The 17,807-nt window shown below is 57.8% G+C and carries 14 protein-coding genes and 1 pseudogene; 2 read left to right on the forward strand and 13 right to left on the reverse strand.

Features of this window, described 5'->3' with window-relative positions; all coding sequences use genetic code 11:
• Positions 1 to 374 precede the first annotated feature (374 nt).
• The 4 genes from A3GO_RS0113680 to A3GO_RS0113695 form a co-directional block, all read right to left on the reverse strand.
• On the reverse strand, positions 375 to 1,400 hold the full coding sequence (locus tag A3GO_RS0113680; RefSeq protein ID WP_029133872.1) for a nucleotidyl transferase AbiEii/AbiGii toxin family protein: 1,026 nt from the start codon (positions 1,398 to 1,400) through the stop codon (positions 375 to 377).
• On the reverse strand, positions 1,397 to 2,020 hold the full coding sequence (locus tag A3GO_RS0113685; protein WP_029133873.1) for a DUF6088 family protein: 624 nt from the start codon (positions 2,018 to 2,020) through the stop codon (positions 1,397 to 1,399). The genes A3GO_RS0113680 and A3GO_RS0113685 overlap by 4 nt, the downstream gene beginning before the upstream one ends.
• A 510-nt stretch (positions 2,021 to 2,530) precedes the next feature.
• Positions 2,531 to 2,953: a cytochrome b gene (locus A3GO_RS25390; protein ID WP_051302309.1), complete on the reverse strand. Its 423-nt coding sequence runs from the start codon at positions 2,951 to 2,953 to the stop codon at positions 2,531 to 2,533.
• A gap of 66 nt (positions 2,954 to 3,019) precedes the next feature.
• Positions 3,020 to 4,354, reverse strand: coding sequence for a ferredoxin reductase family protein (locus A3GO_RS0113695; protein ID WP_029133874.1), 1,335 nt, complete (start codon positions 4,352 to 4,354; stop codon positions 3,020 to 3,022).
• A gap of 239 nt (positions 4,355 to 4,593) precedes the next feature.
• Here A3GO_RS0113695 and A3GO_RS0113700 point away from each other — a divergent pair, with 239 nt between their 5' ends.
• On the forward strand, positions 4,594 to 5,556 hold the full coding sequence (locus A3GO_RS0113700; RefSeq protein ID WP_029133875.1) for an IS30 family transposase: 963 nt from the start codon (positions 4,594 to 4,596) through the stop codon (positions 5,554 to 5,556).
• Between the two features lie 60 nt (positions 5,557 to 5,616).
• On the opposite strand, the gene A3GO_RS26190 is transcribed toward A3GO_RS0113700, so the two are convergent.
• The 4 genes and pseudogenes from A3GO_RS26190 to A3GO_RS23915 all read right to left on the reverse strand — a co-directional run bounded on the left by A3GO_RS26190 (position 5,617) and on the right by A3GO_RS23915 (position 11,785).
• Positions 5,617 to 5,919, reverse strand: a complete 303-nt coding sequence (locus A3GO_RS26190) for a hypothetical protein (RefSeq protein WP_157606823.1) — start codon at positions 5,917 to 5,919, stop codon at positions 5,617 to 5,619.
• A 33-nt stretch (positions 5,920 to 5,952) separates the two neighbouring features.
• Positions 5,953 to 7,404 (reverse strand): annotated as a pseudogene (adeC, locus tag A3GO_RS23905) (AdeC/AdeK/OprM family multidrug efflux complex outer membrane factor).
• 3 nt (positions 7,405 to 7,407) lie between these two features.
• The gene (locus A3GO_RS23910) at positions 7,408 to 10,542 is read right to left on the reverse strand and encodes an efflux RND transporter permease subunit (protein ID WP_051302311.1); all 3,135 of its coding nucleotides are present in this window, start codon (positions 10,540 to 10,542) and stop codon (positions 7,408 to 7,410) included.
• Positions 10,543 to 10,561: 19 nt separating this feature from the next.
• Positions 10,562 to 11,785, reverse strand: a complete 1,224-nt coding sequence (locus tag A3GO_RS23915) for an efflux RND transporter periplasmic adaptor subunit (RefSeq protein ID WP_051302313.1) — start codon at positions 11,783 to 11,785, stop codon at positions 10,562 to 10,564.
• Between the two features lie 116 nt (positions 11,786 to 11,901).
• Between A3GO_RS23915 and A3GO_RS25395 the strand changes: the two genes are divergently transcribed.
• A complete protein-coding gene (locus tag A3GO_RS25395) occupies positions 11,902 to 12,417 on the forward strand; it encodes a MarR family winged helix-turn-helix transcriptional regulator (protein WP_051302315.1) in 516 nt (171 codons plus the stop codon).
• A gap of 258 nt (positions 12,418 to 12,675) precedes the next feature.
• Here the strand turns inward: A3GO_RS25395 and A3GO_RS23925 are convergent, their stop codons facing one another.
• The 5 genes from A3GO_RS23925 to guaB all read right to left on the reverse strand — a co-directional run bounded on the left by A3GO_RS23925 (position 12,676) and on the right by guaB (position 17,798).
• Complete coding sequence (locus tag A3GO_RS23925) at positions 12,676 to 13,545, reverse strand: nucleotidyl transferase AbiEii/AbiGii toxin family protein (RefSeq protein ID WP_084610091.1); 870 nt, start codon at positions 13,543 to 13,545, stop codon at positions 12,676 to 12,678.
• Between the two features lie 9 nt (positions 13,546 to 13,554).
• Positions 13,555 to 13,701: a hypothetical protein gene (locus A3GO_RS26195; protein ID WP_157606824.1), complete on the reverse strand. Its 147-nt coding sequence runs from the start codon at positions 13,699 to 13,701 to the stop codon at positions 13,555 to 13,557.
• Positions 13,698 to 14,321, reverse strand: coding sequence for a DUF6088 family protein (locus tag A3GO_RS0113730; RefSeq protein WP_051302319.1), 624 nt, complete (start codon positions 14,319 to 14,321; stop codon positions 13,698 to 13,700). Before A3GO_RS0113730 ends, A3GO_RS26195 begins: the two co-directional genes overlap by 4 nt.
• 330 nt (positions 14,322 to 14,651) lie before the next feature.
• Positions 14,652 to 16,235 carry a glutamine-hydrolyzing GMP synthase gene (gene guaA, locus A3GO_RS0113735; RefSeq protein WP_029133877.1) on the reverse strand — a complete coding sequence of 528 codons (1,584 nt, stop codon included), beginning with the start codon at positions 16,233 to 16,235 and terminating at the stop codon, positions 14,652 to 14,654.
• Between the two features lie 96 nt (positions 16,236 to 16,331).
• Positions 16,332 to 17,798, reverse strand: coding sequence for an IMP dehydrogenase (guaB, locus tag A3GO_RS0113740; protein ID WP_029133878.1), 1,467 nt, complete (start codon positions 17,796 to 17,798; stop codon positions 16,332 to 16,334).
• Positions 17,799 to 17,807 lie beyond the last annotated feature (9 nt).

Below are 17,807 nucleotides of genomic sequence, written 5' to 3' on the forward strand. Positions count from 1 at the left end.
TCACGCCACACTCGTTCGGGAAGAGGCATCAGAACCTCGCCGAGCGCCAATAAATACCATGACAGTACACAACTGCCTCTCATGGTATCGCTGGTTTTCTGCTTAAACGCGCCTGAAAATACTATGAAAAATACCAGTGATGATGCAGGTTACATTATCAATTGGATTATTTTTATTATTATAATTCAATAGGTTATAATTTCCTGTCACTCCCACTCTATTGTAAATAAGGCTTTTTTGTCTTTTATATTCAATGGCTTATTTTCCTGCTAAACGGTAATACCATGAAAAATACCATGCTCAGAAAATCCTTCAAAATGTTCGATAAAATTGCCGATTGAACGCTGCCAAACCGCTCCCCGGGATGATGTCGCTTACCCAGCATTCAGCCGGTTCTGGAAATCAGCGACTTCCTCCAGNATCTCCTCAAATGTTGGCACATCACCATAGAACATTTCCTGCTGCATACTTTCATAATCGGCCTGCCACGCGGGGAGATCGGCGGCTGAGGGTNNCAGCTGCAGTTCCTGCGGATTTAGCGTCGAATAGTCGACCCACGTATAGCGGAAGAACANCTGACGATGCATGGCAATCCGATGGAATAGTCCGAGATCCCGGACAGATTCGTCACCCACTCCGGCCTGAATCATCCTGTAGANGTCATAGTAATGGCGGGCCATCGATCGTCGCTGCTTTTTCCTGGCCTCTGGACGAAATGTCTCCTCATGCAGCAGCATTACCTTTTCCAGGAATGTGCGCTCTGGCCGTACTGCTCTCACATCTGAACCTGGCTCGGTCAGTAATTCCGGGAAGGCTTCTCTGATATAGGGCGTGATCTCGACGGATGCAACAGGCTCTGTATCTGACCGGGCGCCCATCTCAATCTTTACGGCACGGCGGAGATAGGCGGCCTGCTCCGGGAAGGCCGTTGGATACAACAACAGCAAGGTCTGTTCATCGGAATCGTCGGGATCAGGCTCAAGCGACCATTCGAGTGTGTCCGGTAGATCTAATGAGATCGATTCGAAGAGTGTCGGTTGAATCTGATCACTGATACATTGCTGGCAGGCTTCTTTCAGCGCCTTGAGACGCTTGGTCATCTGTTTCCTGCTGGGTGCTTGTTCCGGGGCATTTTCTCCACCAAAACCCAAGGCTTCCCTGTCGATAACGATATCGATATCTTCGGAAAAACGTTCGATGAGATTCCAGCACTTGGATAACGACGTACCACCCTTAAACGTCAGATGTTTGCCCCATTCGGGCAGACTGAACAATTTGCCCAGCGTCCAACAAACCCAGAAATCCTTTTCGACGGCAATCTCGAACAGATTCAGTTGCGCGCCCGTCTCCGTACAGACGAGCCGGCGACGTTCTTCCGACATCTCAATAAATTCTTTCATGCTGCGCTTTCCCGATCGGCCAGTGAACGAAAGATATCGGCGATCCAGGCCGGGGCATATCGAATATCCTTTACCAGTTGCTTGCGTGCATCGTCATCGAGCCGACGATCGAGCTGTGTGATGACTTGCTGATCGACGTTCTTCTGGCCCAGGTGGCGCAGTGCCTGGATCACCAACCCACTGATCTTTCCCGCAGTGGCCATATTGCGGGGAGTCGTGTGCTTCAGGATGATCTGGCGCTTGCCAACCTGGACAGTCCGCGAGCGACCATCCGTTAAATAAACGACCCTCATGGGGACTTGCGTGGAGAGTCCAAGCAAATTGGCCGCGTAGGCCCCGGAGGGTTGAAGCCGGGTAGCGTCGCGACCTGCAAGTGCGCTCGCGATATCATCCGTCGATGGTTGCAACGGACCCAACTGGGGATCAATTCTCGGGTAATCGTACAGTCCCCGGGCCAGCTGGCGGATAAGGCCGCTGTCCCGATGCCGCATCAGTGCAAGATCGACAGCCCCGCGGGTACCAAGATCCGTAAAACTGTCGGGCGTAAAGACCCAGCCCCGCTTGCGGCCCTGAATCCGGCGGAAGATCTTGCTGTCGGTACTGTCTGCGTGCTTGCCCATATTTTTGAAAGAAAAGTGTATATCTTTTTCTTTCAAAATAAAAGCGCTATTCAGGCCCTCTGCGTCTGTATGAGTGAGCGCGGGGTAAGGTCGGGCAGTGCCTGAATGGTTTCTGAACTTTTGCAGGCCGAAGGATAGGTCTCGATAGTGGTCAGATTACTGCTGTCACTCCAGACGCCGCACTCCGGTATCTTCGGCGCAAAACAAGCAAGGACGCGCATCCCCTTCGTGGTCTGGGAGCCGATCATGTCTTTAATGGCCGAAAGCAGGCTGAGGCCTTGCTCGACAGGTAATGCTCAGTCCGGCTGATACCATGCCAACATCAATCTACCCCTCATAGTATCACTGGTTTTTACATTACAGTGCGCAGGAAAACGCCAATTGTAAACAGGCCATTTTCCAGCATTATTTTCAATTGTTTATTTATTGGTGCAGGTGAGAATACCATGCAAAATACCATGTTCAGCATTTACTGCTAATCGATACGGTAATCACCAATTCACACGTGCATCAACCACTTTTGCGTTCAACCATGCGGCCGGCGAACTCCTGCCTCTCAAAGACCAGATGTTTGAAAGCGCCGAACACATGCAGAACCACCGCAACCAGAACGGCCTTCGCGGCAACCACATGAACCACTTCAAGTGCCTCGTGCAGGGACTCCATTTTACCGGTCGGGCTCGGTATCGAAAACCAGGTTAAAACCTCGATGGCCCGATCACCGGTCCACACTGCCAGCGGGCCGGTGACGATAAGCACGCTGATACCCAGTAACAGGACGACGTGCACAAACTGCGTCAGACGTTGCATCGCCACGGGTTGCTTGAAGGCCGCAGGGCCGTCGCTGAACATCCTCCACAGCACGCGAAACGCAAGCGGTGCGAACACCAGCGCGCCGATGGCTATATGCAGTTTCGGGAATTCCAGGGACACCCTACATAATCAGGGACAATCAGGATGGCAGAAATATTGATGTATGGTATTCACATGGCTTTACAGTTATCGCATCTCGAAAAACTCGCGATGAAAGTTTGCCGCCGGTAGTCCGTTGGCCAGAAAATCCTCACGCAGGGCATCACCGAAAGCCGCGGGCCCGCAGAACCAGACACCCGTCGAACGCCATTCCGGTACTAATTTACGGATTTGCTCACCCGTCAGGCGGCCATCCTTTGGTGTAACGAACAGATGCAGTTTTACGTTAGCCGCTTCAGCATCGGCCGTAAGCTTGTCAATCGCCGTCTGGTCAAAATCCGTCGTCGCATGGAACAGATCGATCTCCTGCTCGCCCAGCGTGTGGGCCAGATGCTTCATTCGCGCAATAAACGGTGTAATGCCAATGCCACCCCCAATCCAGATCTGCCGTGATCGACCGTCATTGAAATCGAAACAACCGTAAGGGCCTTCCACGGAAACCGGCATACCCACTTTTAGTCTGTCGCGCAACCGACTCGTCCAGTCACCCAACCCCTTGGTTATAAACGTCATCCTGTGCTCTTCCGGATTCCACGCAGAGGCAATGGTGTAAGGGTGGGCACCCTCACGTTTGTTGGATGTGACAAATGCGAACTGCCCCGGTACATGCCCCTGCCATCCGTTGCCCACATCGAGAGTGCCTTCTATGACGTTCAGTCCTGGATAGTAAGTCACTGACTCGATGACACCTTCCGCTTTGCGTCTGGCACCCACTTGGCCAGTCAGTACCAGCAAAGCCGACATGGTTCCCCCCAGCATCAGGATCGCCAATACCCAGCCGACAGGTTGCGACCAGTAGCTAAACTGGGTAAGAACAACGGTGTGAAACACCAGCGCCAGGTAAGCAATCGCAAGCCAGTTATGGGTTTTTCTAAACAGGTGATACGGAAATTTCTTTATCAGTGCAAGAACAATGAGAATCGCCACGATATAGAACACCCATTCACCAACAGATTCGGCCAGACCGCGCTGGCTCCGCGCCAATTCTTCAGGTGCTGAGAGCATCTGCTCAATGACTGGTTTGCGCTCGGGTTTTGTCAGCCAGCCCCAGCCGACCATCCACTTGGTACCCTTCGCCCACCACCAGTGAACCGTTGCAACAACCAAGGCCGTGACGCCAAGCCATTTGTGCAGACGGTACATCTTGTCTAGCCCGTTCAATGGACGCTCGATCAGTTTTGGCCGTAGCGCAAGCAGCATTGCCGCGCTCATAACACCGATGGCGACCACCCCGGTGTACTGGACAAATACACCACGAAACGAAAAATAGTTGAATGGGTCTGGTATTAATGTGTCGGCGAACAGCCACAGCGCACTTAGTGCCAGCAACAGTCCCCAAAAACTGAGTTTGATCTTGCTCATAGTGAAATATGATCCTATGCGTTTGCTATCCTCAGAATCGGCTTGATGGTTTTTCCGGTTTTTGAGTCTTCGAACGCCTGGTCGATGTCCTCAAAATCGTAAATACCCACTAACCTGTCGAAAGGTAACAGGCCTTTTTCGCGAATTCAATTACCAAGTGCAACTCGACAGAGTTGGTTAGAGGGCAAGCTGCGGTAGCATAGATAGCTTCTCTCACCGACCAAAGTTAGAGGAGCACCATGTACACGCAGCTTACCCAGGAAGAACGATACCAGATTCAGGCTCTGATGAAAGCAGGTCACAATCAAACAGATATAGCCGAGATACTTGGGCGCCACAAATCCACCGTCAGCCGGGAACTCCGGCGTAACCGTGGCTTGCGTGGCTATCGACCTAAGCAGGCCCACCGGCTGTCTGTAGAGCGCCGTCAGAGCAAGAGCCAGCCCCGTATTACCAATGCCCACTGGGAGCGGGTCGAGCATCTGTTGCGCGAGGAGTGGAGTCCCGAGCAAATCAGCCTGTGGCTGGGCGAAGAGGTCGATATTCAAATCTCTCATGAGTGGATCTACCAGTACGTCCTCCAGGACAAGTTTATGGGTGGTACCCTCTACCGCCATCTGCGTTGCCAGAAGCAGCGTCGAAAGCGCTATGGCAGCTATAGCCGCCGTGGGCAACTGATTAACCGTGTCAGCATTGATGAGCGACCTGCCGTGGTTGATGGCCGTTCGCGGTTAGGCGACTGGGAACTCGATACGATTATCGGCAAGGGCCATAAGCAGGCCATCGTTTCAATCACCGAGCGGAAATCCCGACTGACACTCATCCACAAGGTTGAGAGAAGAACCGCCAGTAACGTCACCAGAGCCATCCTCAAGCTGCTCCAACCCATCGCTGACCGTGTTCACACGCTGACCTCCGATAACGGCAAGGAATTCGCCGGTCATGAGACCATTGCGAAAGGCCTCAATGCCAGGTTCTTCTTTGCCCATCCGTACGCCTCCTGGGAGCGGGGCTTGAATGAGAACACCAACGGCCTCATTCGCCAGTACTTCCCGAAACACCGGGACTTTACAACCATCACGCAGGAGGAGGTCAACCAAGTCATGGATAAACTGAACAATCGCCCCCGAAAATGTCTTGGCATCAAAACGCCCAATCAGGTATTTTTCGGGGTCAACCCACCTGTTGCACTAGCGAGTTGAATCCGCGTTTTATGATAATTCACCAGTTCGGGAAGTATCATCTGTGGCACGGTGTCGCCTTCAATAACGCCTATCAATGCCTTGCCTTCGGCCATAATTTCTTGCTGAATGTTTGAACGTCACTTCACCGGTAAAACCAACAATGGCACATTGACCCAGTGGGCGCAGACCTTGAACAGCCTGCTTGACCACCGGCGCAACGCCCGTTGTATCGATTGCATAATGCCGAGCATGACGAGTACCAGTGCCGCGACAGTGATTCAACCTGAAGATCAAACCGTAGCAATCCAGCGTGTCGCGCAACGACACATCGTTAGCGCGAGGGTTTAACGGAGGATTCATTGTGTTCGATTCAGAAGTCATGGTGTTTCTCCTTGTCATCGCGTGCATTGGAAACTAGCGAGCGACCGCAATCGCATCAGGCGCGCTGTCGGCCTCCTGCCAACCGCCCCCGAGCACTTTGTAGAGGGTCACAAGATTGGTCGACCGTGAAAGTTGGGTAGCGATCAGGTTTTTCTGGGCACTGTAGAGCGCGCGTTGCGCGTCGAGCACGTTGAGATAGCTGTCGATGCCGCCGCGGTAGCGTACCTCGGACAGTTGGTAGGTCACTGCGGTGGCATCCGTCAGCGAACGCTGCGCAGCGAGTTGATTGTCAATGTTGCTACGCAAAGCAAGCGCATCGGCCACCTCGCGGAAAGCGGTCTGGATGCTCTTCTCATACTGCGCCACCAGCATGTCGCGCTCGACCTCGGCGACGCGCAGATGGGCGCGGTTGCTGCCAGCGTTGAAGATCGGCAGCATCACCTGCGGCAGGAAGCTCCAGGTGCCGGAACCGGAGGCGAACAAGCCCGACAGACTGTCGCTGGCAGTGCCCGCGCTGGCGGTGAGCGTGATGCTCGGGAAGAACGCGGCACGCGCCGCGCCGATGTTTGCATTGGCGGCGCGCAGGCTGTGTTCGCTCTCACGCACATCCGGACGGCGCAGCAACACCTCGCCGGGTATGCCTGGCGTCAGCTCCGGCATCGCGGTGTGCAGCATATCCAGTGTTGCGGGAAGCAAGTCACCGGGAACAGAAGTGCCCAGCAGCAAGGTGAGCGCGTTGCGATCCTGCGCGACTTGGGCGGTGTATACCGCAACGTCCACGCGCGCGGCATCGACACTGGTCTGCGCCTGGCGCATGTCCAGCTCGGAGGCCACGCCCACGTCGAAACTGCGCTGCGTGAGTGCGTAGGATTCATCCTGACTGCTCAGTGTTTCCTGCGCCAGGCGCAGGCGTTGCGCGTCCGCGCTCCAAGTCAGATAGGCGGTTGCAACTTAGGCGATCAAACTGATATGGGTGCTGCGGGTGGCCTGTTCGCTGGCCAGGTATTGTTCCAGCGCCTGGTCCTTGAGACTGCGCACGCGACCGAACAGATCCAGTTCCCAGGAAGAGAAACCGAGATCGACGTCATACTGACTACTGGTGTACAGAGCGCCGGATTGGGTAGACAGCGCGCGTGAGGCGCTGCGGCCAGCACTGGCCTCGACGGACGGCAACAGGTCGGCGCGTTGGATACGATACTGCGCGCGCGCCTTTTCAATGTTCAGCGCCGCCACGCGCAGATCGCGGTTGTTGGCGAGCGCCAGCATGATGAGTCGTTGCAGCGATGCATCGCTGAAGTAGACACGCCAGTCGATATCAGTCGCGGCCATTACGCCTTGTTCTGTCTGCGGCGCATCCGCAGATTCGTCGGGCCAGCTGTCGGGCACCGGCGCGACCGGACGTTGATAATCCGGAGCGAGCGTGGCGCAACCACCGAGCAACAGCATGCAGAACACTGCGACGCTGACTTTGGAAAGTGTGCACATGGTTCAGACCTCCTGGGTACCGGGCAACGCCACCGCAGCGGCGTGCGCGCGAGTGAAATAGCAACGGATCAGCACGAAGAACAAGGGCACGAAGAAGATGCCCAGCAGCGTCGCGGCCAGCATGCCACCGAGCACACTGGTACCGATCGCGTTCTGACTGCCCGAACCTGCACCATTGCTGATCGCCAGCGGCAGCACGCCGAAGCCGAAGGCGAGCGAGGTCATCAGGATCGGGCGCAGGCGCAGACGCGCCGCCGTCAGTGCAGCATCGATCGCAGTCATACCTTCTTCCTGCAGCGTCTTGGCGAATTCCACGATCAGAATAGCGTTCTTTGCCGCGAGTCCAATGGTGGTCAACAGACCGACCTGAAAGTAAATGTCGTTCGGCATGCCGCGCAGGGTCGTGGCCAGCACCGCACCCAGTACGCCCAGCGGTATCACCAGCAGCACCGAGAAGGGTACCGACCAGCTTTCGTATAACGCCGCCAGCGCCAGGAACACCACCAGGATGGACAGCGCGTACAGCGCCGGCGCCTGACCGCCGGCCAGGCGCTCTTCAAACGACAGTCCCGTCCAGCTGAAGCCCACGCCTTCCGGCAGTTTGGCGATCAGGCTTTCCATCGTCGCCATGGCCTCGCCGGAGCTCACCCCGGGCGCCGGCGCGCCGTTGATCTGCAGCGCGGGCAGACCGTTGTACCGCTCCAGGCGCGGCGAGCCGTAGCTCCATTGGGCGTCGGCAAAGGCCGGGAAAGACACCATCTCACCGGCACTATTGCGCACCCACCAGTCGTCGAGGTGTTCGGGTAGCATGCGGAACGGCGCGTCGGCCTGCAGGTAGACCTTCTTGACCCTGCCCTCGTGCACGAAGTCATCCACGTAGGCACTGCCCCAGGCACTGGACAGTCCTGCGTTGATATCGGCGATCGACAGGCCAAGAGCGCCCGCCCTGGCATGGTCCACGTTAACCTGCAGCTGCGGCATGTCATTGAGGCCATTGGGACGCACGGCAACCAGGCGCGCATCCTGCGCGGCCATGCCCAGCAACTGGTTGCGCGCCTGCATCAGCGCGTCATGGCCGACATTGGCCTGGTCCTGCAGGTACAGGTCGAAACCGTTGGCGGTGCCCAGTTCCATCACCGCCGGCGGCGGGAAAGCGAACACCTGTGCATCGCGGATTTTGCTAAACGCCTGCATGGCGCGGCCGACCACGGCATTGAGATTCAGGTCGGGAGTCTGCCGCTCGCTCCAGTCTTTCAGGCGCACGAAGGCGATCGCCATGTTCTGGCCGCTGCCGGCAAAACTGAAGCCGGCCACCGCGACCATCTGCTCCACCGCAGGATCATTCAGGAAATGCGCCTCCACCTGTTTGATCACTTCCAGTGTGCGCTCCTGGGTGGCGCCCGCCGGCAGCACGATCTGGTTGAACAGGAGGCCCTGATCCTCGTCCGGCAGGAACGCCGTCGGGGTGCGCAGGAACAGCACCGCCATCACCGCCACCAGCAAACCATAGACGAACAGCGAACGGCGGTTGCGCTTCAGCATGCCGCCGGCCAGCGCAAGATAGCCGTCGCGGGCGCGATCGAAACCGCGATTGAACCCGCCGAAGAAACCGCCGCGCGCGGCATGTTTGTCCTGATCGATCGGCTTGAGCAGCGTGGCGCACAGCGCCGGCGTGAACACCAGCGCCACCAGCACCGACAACAGCATGGCCGAAACGATGGTGATGGAGAACTGGCGGTAGATCACACCGGTGGAACCGCCGAAGAACGCCATGGGCACAAACACCGCCGACAGCACCAGCGCGATGCCGACCAGCGCACCGGTGATCTGCCCCATGGATTTGCGGGTCGCCTCGAGTGGCGTTGAACCGTCCTCGCGCATGACGCGCTCGACGTTTTCCACCACCACGATGGCATCGTCCACCAGCAGGCCGATGGCCAGCACCATGGCGAACATAGTCAGAGTATTAATCGAGTAACCGAACGCTGCCAGCACGCCGAAGGTACCGAGCAGCACCACCGGCACCGCCAGCGTCGGGATCAGCGTGGCGCGCAAATTCTGCAGGAACAGGTACATCACCAGGAACACCAGGATGATCGCCTCGCCCAGGGTATAGACGACTTCACTGATGGAAATGCGCACGAACTGCGTGGTGTCATAGGGGTAGATAACCTCCATGTCGGCCGGAAAATACTGCGCCAGTTCGTCGAGCCTGGCGCGCACGGCATCTGCCGTATCCAGCGCATTGGCGCCAGTGGCCAGACGCACGGCCATGGCGGCAGCTGGCTTGCCGTTGTAACGCGCCAGCTTGCCGTAGGTTTCGTTGCCCAGCGTCACCCGCGCCACGTCGCGCAGGTACACGCGCGCGCCGTCGGCGCCAGTGCGCAGCAGGATATTTTCAAACTGCTCAGGCGTGTTCAGACGGCTTTGCACCGTGATGGTGGCATTGAGCTGCTGCCCGGGTACGGCAGGTGTCGCACCCAGCTGGCCCGCCGACACCTGCGCGTTCTGCGCCTGGATCGCGGTTGACACGTCATCCGGTGTCAGGCCGTACTGATGCAGCTTGTCGGGATCGAGCCAGATGCGCATGGCGTACTGCGAACTGAACGCGGTCACCTCACCGACGCCGGGCACGCGGCTGATCGGGTCCTGGATGCGGCTGGCCAGGTAGTCACCCAGGGCACCGCCGTCGAAACTGCCGTTGGGGGACACCAGGCCGACCACCATCAAAAAGTTGCGTACCGACTTGGCCACGCGCATGCCCTGCGCCTGCACTTCGGCCGGCAACTGGGGGGTAGCCAGTTGCAGCTTGTTCTGCACCTGCACCTGCGCAGTGTCCGGGTCGGTGCCGTTCTCGAAGGTCAGTGTCACGGTACCCGCGCCGGTCGATTCACTGGTGGACGAGATATAACGCAGACCGTCGAGGCCGGACATCTGCTGCTCGATAACCTGGACCACCGTGTCCTGCACCGCCTGCGCCGAGGCGCCCGGGTAAGTCGCGCTGATACTGATCTGCGGCGAGGCGATGGGCGGGTACTGGGCCACCGGCAGCTTGAGTATGGACAGGATCCCCGTCAGCATGATGACGATGGCGATCACCCAGGCGAAGATGGGACGGTCGATGAAAAAGCGGGCCATGGTCGGTGTCCTCGCGGGTTCAGTTGACGGCGCCGGCGCCGGTTTGGTCCTTGCTGCTGGCCGTGACCAGCACGGCCGTGGCCCTGTCGCCCGGGCGTACCTTCTGCACGCCATCGACGACCACGCGCTCACCCGCGTTCAGACCCGAGCGCACCAGCCACTGACTGCCGACGGCGCGCACGACATCGACAGGCCGCAGCTCGACTTGGCCGTCGGCATTCAGGATCATCACGCTGGCCTTGCCAGTGTTGTCGCGGCTGACCGCCTGCTGCGGCACCAGCATGGCGCCCTCGATGACGCCCTCCTGCACCCGCGCACGCACGAACATGCCGGGCAACAGTTGCTGTTCGGGATTCGGGAACAGGGCGCGCAAGGTGACGGAGCCGGTGCTTTCGTCCACGGTCACCTCGGAGAATTCCAGCGTTCCCTTGTGCGCATAGGTACTACCGTCTTCGAGTATCAGTTCCACCTGCGCCGACAGTTCATCCGGTCGCTGAACCTCGCCCTTGCCGAGGGCCCGCTTCAGGCGCAGCAGTTCAGCGCTGGACTGGGTGACGTCCACGTAGATGGGATCCAGTTGCCGCACCGTCGCCAGCGCGGTTGCCTGGTTCGCTGTCACCAGCGCGCCCTGTGTGACTGTGGAACGCCCGATACGCCCATAGATCGGCGCGGTGACGCGCGTGTAGCCGAGATTGATACGCGCGGTTTCCAGTGCCGCCTTGTCCATCGCCACCGTGGCCTGCGCCTGTTTCAGCGCTGCGGCGGCATCGTCGTTGGCTTCCTGGCTCAGCGCCTTGACCTTCACCAGTTCCGCGTAACGCTTTGCCTTGAGACGGGCCGTGGTCAGCGCCGCCTCGTCGCGCGCCAGCGTCGCCGCGGCGCTGTCGTAAGCGGCCTGGTAAGTCGCCGGATCGATCTGATAGAGCACCTGCCCCGCCGCGACATCGCCGCCCTCCCGGAACGGGCGCTCGAGAATGATGCCGGTGACCTGCGGACGCACCTCGGCAATGAGGTAAGGCGCGGTGCGGCCCGCCAGTTCCGAGCTGATGGCCAGGGACTGTGGCGCGACCTCATGGACGCCCACCTTCGGTGCCGGTGCCACCGCCTGCTGGCCACTGCCAGCCGGTTCGGAGGAATTCGATACGCCCCAGACAGACAGCAGCGACGCCAGCAGCAGGACACTCAGCATGCCGGCAATGCCCGGGTTTCGGAATATCTGGAAAAGTGTGGTGGTCTGTTTCATGCAATCCGGCCCATTTATCTTTCTAGGAAGATAACTATAGTGACATCTTATCTTTCTTGCAAGATATTTATTTTACGCGTACCATGAGTAAAAGTTACCAGGCGGGAGTTACACCGATGGCAGACAACTACACCTCGGACCAGATCATTGGGTTCATAAAGAAAAACTGGCCGGACATGCACAGTCCCACCCATGAGTTTGCTGTCTACATGAACCGGGTTCACGACCTGAGTTTCGCCCGCGCGCAGGAGGCACTGGCAGGCTTCAACCTGACAGTCGGCGAATTCGATATTCTCGCCACCCTGCGCCGCTCCGCCCCGCCTCACGTCCTGACCCCCACCGAACTGCAGCGCTCCCTGCTCATCACGTCGGGCGGACTGACCAAGCTGCTGTACCAGCTGGAAGCCGGCGGCCTGGTCAACCGCTCAGTGCAAGAACAGGACAAGCGCAGCAAGCTGGCTCACCTCACGCCGAAAGGGAAAAAAGTCGCGGAAAAAGCCATGAAGGCGATACAGGGCGTGACCGGTGAATGGCTCGGCGAGGCGCTGTCGCAGCGCGAGCTGGAGCAATTAAAAAATCTGCTGGGCAAGACTGCCCAGGCTCTGGAAAAGAGCGATTCCGATGGTACCTGATTACCCGTTGCCTCTCAGGGTCGGCTCACCCATCGATCACTTATCAAGAGCAGACACCTTCCGGCGCCTTTCTCCCGATTCAGTCGCAGCCCTACTCCCACTCGATTGTAAATAAGCCTTTTTTATTATTTGTTTTCAATGTCTTATTTTCATGCTAAATGGTAATACCATGAAAAATACCATGCTCAGAAAATCCTTCAAAATGCTCGAAAAAATTGCCGATTGAACGCTGCCACACTGCCCTCTAGGTGATGCCGCTTACCCAGCATTCAGCCTGTTCTGGAAATCAGCGACTTCCTCCAGGATCTCCTCAAATGTTGGCACATCACCATAGAACATTTCCTGCTGCATACTTTCATAATCGGCCTGCCACGCGGGGAGATCGGCGGCTGAGGGTNNCAGCTGCAGTTCCTGCGGATTTAGCGTCGAATAGTCGACCCACGTATAGCGGAAGAACAGCTGACGATGCATGGCAATCCGATGGAATAGTCCGAGATCCCGGACAGATTCGTCACCCACTCCGGCCTGAATCATCCTGTAGAGGTCATAGTAATGGCGGGCCATCGATCGTCGCTGCTTTTTCTTGGCCTCTGGACGAAATGTTTCCTCGTGCAGCAGCATTGCCTTTTCCAAGAATGTACGCTCTGGCCGTACTGCCCTCACATCCGAACCTGGCTCGGCCAGTAATTCCGGGAAAGCTTCTCTGATATAGGGCGTGATCTCGACGGATGCAACAGGCTCTGTATCTGACCGGGCGCCCATCTCGATCTTTACAGCACGACGAAGATAAGCGGCCTGCTCCGTGAAGGCCGTTGGATACAACAACAGCAAGGTCTGTTCATCGGGATCGTCGGGATCAGGCTCAAGCGACCATTCGAGTGTGTCCGGTAGATCTGATGAGATCGATTCGAAGAGTGTTGGGTGAATCTGGTCGCTGATACATTGCTGGCAGGCTTCTTTCAGCGCCTTGAGGCGCTTGGTCATCTGTTTCCTGCTGGGTGCTTGTTCCGGGGCATTTTCTCCACCAAAACCCAAGGCTTCCCTGTCGATGACGATATCGATATCTTCGGAAAAACGTTCGATGAGATTCCAGCACTTGGATAACGACGTACCACCCTTGAACGTCAGATGTTTGCCTCATTCGGGCAGACTGAACAATTTGCCCAGCGTCCAACAAACCCAGAAGTCCTTTTCGACGGCAATCTCGAACAGATTCAGTTGTGCGCCCGTCTCCGTACAGACGAGCCGGCGACGTTCTTCCGACATCCCAATAAATTCTTTCATGCTGCGCTTTCCCGATTGGCCAGTGAACGAAAGATATCGGCGATCCAGGCCGGGGCATATCGAATATCCTTTCCCAGTTGCTTGCGTGCATCGTCATCGAGCCGACGATCGAGCTGTGCGACGACTTGCTGATCGACGTTCTTCNGGCCCAGGTGGCGCAGTGCCTGGATCACCAACCCACTGATCTTTCCCGCAGTGGCCATATTGCGGGGAGTCGTGTGCTTCAGGATGATCTGGCGCTTGCCAACCTGGACAGTCCGCGAGCGACCATCCGTTAAATAAACGACCTTCATGGGGACTTGCGTGGAGAGCCCAAGCAAATTGGCTGCGTAGGCCCCGGAGGGTTGAAGCCGGGTGGCGTCGCGACCTGCAAGTGCGCTTGCGATATCATCCGTCGATGGTTGCAACGGACCCAACTGGGGATCAGTTTTCGGGTAGTCGTACAGTCCCCGGGCCAGCTGGCGGATAAGGCCGCTGTCCCGATGCCGCATCAGTGCAAGATCGACAGCCCGGCGGGTACCAAGATCCGTAAGACTATCGGGCGTAAAGACCCAGCCCCGCTTGTGGCCCTGTATCCGGCGGAGGATCTTGCTGTCGGTACTGTCTGCGTGCTTGCCCATATATTTGAAAGAAAAGTGTATATATTTTTCTTTCAAAATAAAAGCGCTATTCAGTGCCTAGGAGTCCGCATGAGTGAGCGCGAGCTAGGGTCTGCCCAGCGCCATAATGGTTTCTGACCGTTTAGGATCGAAGGCGGTTTGAGGCCTCGCTCAAACAGGTAACGCTCAGCACGGTTGATACCATGACAGCAGCAATCTACCTCTCATGGTATCGCTGGTTTTCGCCTCATAGTGGGCGGGAAATACCATGAAATATACCATTTATGATGTAGATTATATTATCAATTTGATTAATTTTATTGTTATATTTCAATATGTTATAAATTCCAGTCACTCCCACTCAATAGTCGCCGGCGGCTTGCTGGAGATGTCGTAGGCGACACGCGAGATACCGGTTACTTCGTTGATGATGCGCCGAGAAACCAGTTCCAAAAACTCGAACGGCAGGTGGGCGAAGCGGGCGGTCATGAAGTCCACCGTCTCCACAGCACGCAGGGAGACCACGTACTCGTAACGACGGGCATCCCCCACTACTCCCACCGATTTCACCGGCAGGAACACGGCAAAAGCCTGGCTCACCTGGTCGTAGAGATCGTGATTGCGCAGTTCCTGGATGAAGATATGATCGGCCTGACGCAGCAGGTCGGCATAGGACTTCTTTACCTCGCCCAGAATACGCACCCCCAGCCCGGGACCCGGGAACGGGTGCCGATAGACCATCTCGGAGGGCAGGCCCAGCTCGACGCCGATTTTGCGCACCTCGTCCTTGAACAGCTCGCGCAGTGGCTCCACCAGCTGCAGCTTCATGTAGTCGGGCAGGCCGCCCACGTTGTGGTGGGACTTGATGACGTGGGCCTTGCCGGATTTGGCGCCGGCCGATTCGATTACGTCCGGATAGATGGTGCCCTGGGCCAGGAACTCGACACCTTCAATCTTGGCCGCCTCTTCCTCGAAGATGTCGATAAACAGGTTGCCGATAATCTTGCGCTTCTTTTCCGGATCACTCTCACCGGCCAGGGCATCCAGGAAACGGGCCTCGGCATCCACCCGGATCACTTTCACGCCCATGTGCTGGGCAAAGGTGGCCATCACCTGGTCACCCTCGTGCAGCCGCAACAGGCCGTTGTCAACGAAAATGCAGGTGAGGCGATCGCCAATCGCCTTATGCAGCATGGCCGCCACCACCGAGGAATCGACCCCGCCGGAGAGACCCAACAGCACCTTGCCCTCGCTGCCTACCGTCTCCCGGACCTGCTCGATACTGTCCTGAATGATGCTGGCCGGATTCCACAGCGCCTCGCAGCCGCAAATATCAAACAGGAAGCGTTCCAGAATACGCCCACCCTGACGGGTGTGGGTCACCTCGGGATGAAACTGGATGCCGTAAAAGCCGCGCGCCTCATCGGCCATACCCGCCAGCGGGGCGTTGTCGGTCTCGGCAATCACCATGAAGCCATCCGGCAGCGTCTCTACCCGGTCGCCATGACTCATCCAGACATCCAGCAGACCGTAGCCTTCCACTGTGGTGTGGTCCTCGATATCCCGCAACAACCGGGAGTGTCCGCGGGCACGCACCTGGGCATAGCCATATTCATGAGCATCGGAGCCGGCCACCTTGCCACCCAACTGCGCCGCCATGGTCTGCATGCCGTAGCAGATACCCAACACCGGCACCCCCAGTTCGAACACCAGGGCCGGCGCCCGCGGGGTGTCCTCGGCCGTTACCGACTCAGGACCACCCGAGAGGATGATACCGGCCGGGTTCTGCTCCCGGATGGCGTCCTCGCAGTTGTCATAGGGCCAGATCTCGCAATAGACACCGGCCTCGCGCACCCGCCGGGCAATCAGCTGAGTGTACTGGGAACCGAAATCGAGAATGAGGATGCGATGAGCGTGGATGTCCTGATTAGTCATAGGTCTGCATTCCAATCATGCTGAAACAAAAGAACCGCAGAAAGGTGGTGAAGCCTCACCACCGGCCTGCGGCTTCCAGATAGCGCTGCGAGGCGATCAACTCTGGCGGTAGTTGGGCGCTTCCTTGGTGATGGCTACATCATGCACATGGGACTCGCGCATGCCCGCGTTGGTCACTCGGACAAACTCCGGTTTTGTGCGCATGTCGTCGATGGTGGCACAACCAGTGTACCCCATGCTTGCACGTACACCACCGGTCAACTGGGTAATTACGTTAACCAGCGGGCCTTTATAGGGAACGCGACCCTCGATACCTTCAGGCACCAACTTGTCGGACTCTTTTGTGTCCTCCTGGAAGTAACGGTCACTGGAACCGTTGCGCGCCTGCATCGCCCCCAGACTGCCCATACCGCGATAGGCCTTGTAGGAGCGTCCCTGGTAGATCTCGACCTCACCCGGCGCCTCTTCGGTGCCGGCCAGCAACCCACCGACCATCACGCTGTAGGCTCCGGCCACTAGTACCTTGGCGATATCACCCGAGTAGCGCAAACCGCCGTCGGCGATCAGTGGTATGCCGGTGCCCTCCAGCGCTTCAGCCACGTTGGCGACCGCCGTGATCTGGGGAACCCCAACGCCGGCGACAATCCGGGTCGTACAGATGGAACCTGGACCGATGCCGACCTTGACCGCATCCGCTCCGGCCTCGACCAGAGCCCGTGCAGCCGAAGCGGTAGCGATATTGCCGCCAATGACCTGCACCTGTGGATAGTTTTTCTTGACCCAGGCAACCCGATCAAGCACACCCTGGGAGTGGCCGTGGGCGGTATCCACCACGATCACGTCAACTCCGGCCCTGACCAGCGCATCCACCCGCTCCTCGGTGCCTTCTCCGACACCGACAGCGGCGCCGACCCGCAACCGCTCCTGATCATCACGGCAGGCATTGGGGTAGTCCTTGGCCTTTTGGATATCCTTGACGGTAATCATGCCGCGCAACTGGAAGGCATCATTCACCAGCAGAATCTTTTCAATACGGTTGGCCCGCAGCTTGGACATCACTTCATCCCGGTCGGCGCCCTCCTTGACCGTGATCAGGCGCTCCTTCGGGGTCATGATGGCGGAGACCGGTTCATTCATGCGGGTCTCGAAGCGCACATCACGGTTGGTGATGATACCCACCAGATCTTCACCTTCGACTACCGGCACCCCTGAAATCTTGTTCGCCTGGGTGATCTTGACGAGTTCACCGACCGTCATGTCCGGTCCGACGGTAATCGGGTCGATAATGACGCCACTCTCATAGCGCTTGACCGCGCGAACCTCGGCAGCCTGCTGTTCGGCCGTCATGTTTTTGTGCATGATGCCGATCCCGCCCTCCAGCGCCATCGAGATGGCCAGGCGGGATTCGGTCACAGTGTCCATGGCCGCGGAAACCAGGGGAATATTGAGCCGGATCTCACGGGTGAACTGGGTGCTCAGGTCCACGTCCTTGGGTAATACGGAGGAGTGGGCCGGCAGGAGCAGAACGTCATCAAAGGTAAGGGCTTCCTGAACAAGGCGCATAATCGGTTC

Origin of the sequence: Sedimenticola selenatireducens DSM 17993 (assembly GCF_000428045.1) — a bacterium.
GTDB classification, from domain to species: Bacteria; Pseudomonadota; Gammaproteobacteria; order Chromatiales; family Chromatiaceae; genus Sedimenticola; species Sedimenticola selenatireducens.